Raw genomic sequence first — 2,760 nt, 5'->3', positions numbered from 1 at the left:
ACTTGCTTCTGAACATACTCGGAAAGAGTCATATCGCCACTGCCTTTACTGTGATGGGCTTGCCGTAGACTTGCCGGAAGAACTCGGCGTTGCGCTCCGTCGCCCAAACTTCCAGGTCAATATCTTTTGTAGAGTGCATCTCAATCAACACGTCGGAATCGCGCACCGTGCAGACTAATCGGTCGACGCGTTGATCCCGAGTTCGATCGATAGAGTCAGCCAAGCGCAGAATAGGCGCAAGTAACGTCACGGCGCGTCGCGCTTCTAAGTCCAGAGTCTGCCAGTTCGGGTGCTCGGGAGCAGGGGGCGCCTTACGATGATAGCGGCATAGATTCGCGATGATCTCTCGCTCGCGGTTATCGAAGCCGGGCATATCGGAGTTAGTTACTAAGTAATAGGAATGCTTGTGATGCCGTGTATCGGAAATATAGTGTCCTATGTCATGAAGGTAACCCGCGGCTTCCACAAGCCCGGCAAACGGCGGCGGCAATCGATGCAATAGCGACAGGGCCTGGAATAACTCGATGGCGATGCGTCCCGTGCGGCGCGCATGCTTGATCGGCACGTGATAGTGCTCGGCTAGTTCCTCCACCGAGGCGCGGCGGTCGGCGGATAACTCGACCGATTCATGATAAGCGCCCCGCTCGGCAATATCGGCTATGATTCCGTCGCGAACGCCGGCGGCCGAGTAATAGAGGGCCGGCAGTTGCAACGCTTCCAAGGCATGCAGCAGCACGCCGCAGCCTGGAACTATAATCTCCGCGCGCCGCGGACCAATACCCACGACGCGCTGCCGCTCCGCGAGCGACGCGTGCGAGATCTCCGTATATAGCTTGCGAATCTGCGGCGCTCCGGCACGCATCTTATCCGCTTCGTCACGGCGCGGGCGTGGAATCTTGTTGATCGCGCACACCACAGCCGACGCGGTTGCTGAAGTCCCAATCACGCGATCGATTGCCTGGCCGCCAAGTGTGCGATTGATCCGCCGCACTGCGGAACCAATGCGCTCTTCAATGTATTCCTGCATACGATGCAGGTCGCGTTCGCGCGGCGGGTCGGCGCGCAAGAACACTTCACTCAGACGAATCGCGCCCAGTTGTTTCGAAACCGCGAACTCGATCTTCTGATCGTTACTGAGGATCAACTCCGCGCTGCCGCCGCCGATGTCGATCATCAGCACCCGTTTGCGCGGCTGCGGCCATCGCATCTGCACGCCCAGGTGGATCAACCGCGCTTCCTCCTGGCCGGAGATGACCTCGACGTTCGCGCCCAACGCCGCCGAAGCCCGCGCCAGAAATTCCTGCTGATTGCTCGCGTCGCGGACGGCAGCGGTCGCAACGGCGCGTACGGTGTCGACTTCCAAACGCCGGTATTGCGCGGCCATGCCGCCGAGCACGCCGCTAATCAGATCCAGCGCTTCCTGGCTCACCCGCCCCGCACGGAAAACGCTGGTTCCCAATCGCGTAACCTGCCGCTCTGACGCGAGGATGCGCGGTGGCTGTCCGTTGGCCGGACCCGTGCCCATCTCGGCGATTTCCATGCGTACCGAGTTACTGCCGATGTCGATCGCGGCGATGCGGGGCATATCCAGTTATGATAGAAGCCGGTTTTCGTCACATGATTTTGTATCTCGTTCGTCACGGCATCGCCGTGGAACATTCGGCCGAAGGCGACGAGATGCGAGCGCTCACCGACGAGGGGCGGAGCAAATTGGAAGATCTGTTCGATCGCGCCGCGAAGGCGGGAATCAAGCCGGATCGCATTCTCACGAGCCCCTACAAACGGGCGGCGCAAACGGCGCGGATCGCAGCGAAACTGTTGGACGGCCCGGAGCCAATTGAGACGCGCGCACTGGTACCGCACGCGAACCCGCGCGAGGTTTGGGATGAGGTGCGCGCGAATCCGGATGTTGGCGAACTCATGTGTACCAGCCACGAGCCGCTGCTCAGCAACACGGTCGGTCATCTGCTGAATGCGCCTACTTTGCGGGTCGAAGTGAAGAAGGGCGCGATGATCGCCATCGAATTCGATGCCTTGCGCGGGGAGCCGAGGGGCGTGCTTCGCTGGATGCTCATCCCGAAACTTTGTCAATGAAAGAGCGATGCCCATGAATATCGTCGAGGCGACTAGTTCCTACGAGAAGTGGCTGGCGGACCGGCTCACGCTGATTCCCGAGCATCTGGAGCACAAGCACCAGCACATGGCGCAGTCCGTGTTTCTCTTCCTGCGCGCGACGTTCTACCGGTTTATGCAGCTGTGGCCGGAGCACGCCGGCGATGCGGCGAAGGGCGTGAAAGTGTTGGCCGTGGGCGACCTGCACGTGGAGAATTACGGCACGTGGCGCGACACGGAAGGCCGGCTGATCTGGGGTTGCAACGACTTCGATGAGGTGTACCCGCTGCCCTATACGGTGGACCTGGTGCGCCTCGCGGTCAGCGCGCATATGGCGTCGCAGGACGGGCACATGGCGATTGAACCCTCGGACGCGTGCGATGCCCTCCTGGCCGGCTATCGCGATGGCCTCACGTCGGGTGGAAAACCGTTTGTGCTGGCGGAGGATCACAAGTGGCTCCGCGATACGGTCACCGGAGTGTTGCGCGACCCGGTCGCCTTCTGGGGCAAGATGGAGGCCATCCCGGACTGCTCGATGGATGCGCCGAAGCCGGCGCTGCGCGGCTTGGACCATCTGCTGCCGTGCGGGGCCGAGGTCGACCGGATCGCTCTGCGCGAAGCGGGCGAAGGCAGTCTGGGGCGGCAGCG

Annotated in this window: 3 protein-coding genes; 2 read left to right on the top strand and 1 reads right to left on the bottom strand. The window is 61.6% G+C overall.

Annotated elements, in window-relative coordinates; translation table 11 throughout:
• Positions 1-28: 28 nt before the first annotated feature.
• The gene (locus H1Y01_RS10075) at positions 29-1,585 is read right to left on the bottom strand and encodes a Ppx/GppA phosphatase family protein (protein ID WP_180540389.1); all 1,557 of its coding nucleotides are present in this window, start codon (positions 1,583-1,585) and stop codon (positions 29-31) included.
• Positions 1,586-1,617: 32 nt separating this feature from the next.
• Between H1Y01_RS10075 and H1Y01_RS10070 the strand changes: the two genes are divergently transcribed.
• Both H1Y01_RS10070 and H1Y01_RS10065 read left to right on the top strand, forming a co-directional pair.
• Positions 1,618-2,094: a SixA phosphatase family protein gene (locus H1Y01_RS10070; RefSeq protein WP_180540388.1), complete on the top strand. Its 477-nt coding sequence runs from the start codon at positions 1,618-1,620 to the stop codon at positions 2,092-2,094.
• A 7-nt stretch (positions 2,095-2,101) separates the two neighbouring features.
• Positions 2,102-2,760, top strand: a 659-nt coding sequence (locus H1Y01_RS10065) for a DUF2252 family protein (RefSeq protein ID WP_180540387.1), incomplete at its 3' end; no start/stop codon positions are given.

Source organism: Nevskia soli (genome assembly GCF_903970205.1).
Taxonomy (GTDB): domain Bacteria; phylum Acidobacteriota; class Terriglobia; order Bryobacterales; family Bryobacteraceae; genus Bog-113.
The sequence above is the reverse complement of the archived record's forward strand: the minus strand, read 5'-3'. Positions and strand labels throughout refer to the sequence as shown.

What these genes read in the sequence shown, in the direction of transcription:
- H1Y01_RS10075 (WP_180540389.1), bottom strand. Translation starts at nt 1,585, where the DNA reads ATGCCCCGCATCGCCGCGATCGACATCGGCAGTAACTCGGTACGCATG.
- H1Y01_RS10070 (WP_180540388.1), top strand. Translation starts at nt 1,618, where the DNA reads ATGATTTTGTATCTCGTTCGTCACGGCATCGCCGTGGAACATTCGGCC.